We start from the raw sequence: 222 nt of genomic DNA on the forward strand, positions 1-222 counted from the left end.
CCAATATAATGAAGCTTATTTGACTCATGGAACTAGAGATGGTCAAGGGTTTGATTGTGATTACTATAGTACAGGAACAACATTCCAGTATAATTATAGCCATGATAATGAAGGTGGATTTATGTTGGTTTGTAGTCCGAAGAATAGTACCATCAATTATCATTCAGTTATTCGTTATAATATTAGTGAGAATGATAGTAGTAGAACAATTCAATTAATGGG

At 32.0% G+C, this 222-nt stretch carries 1 protein-coding gene; it reads left to right on the forward strand.

Going from position 1 to position 222, the window contains the following annotated elements:
• The coding region (locus ACX6CF_RS26430) for a hypothetical protein (RefSeq protein ID WP_458788369.1) at positions 1–222 on the forward strand (222 nt) is incomplete at both ends.

The organism is Vallitalea sediminicola, from assembly GCF_054408565.1.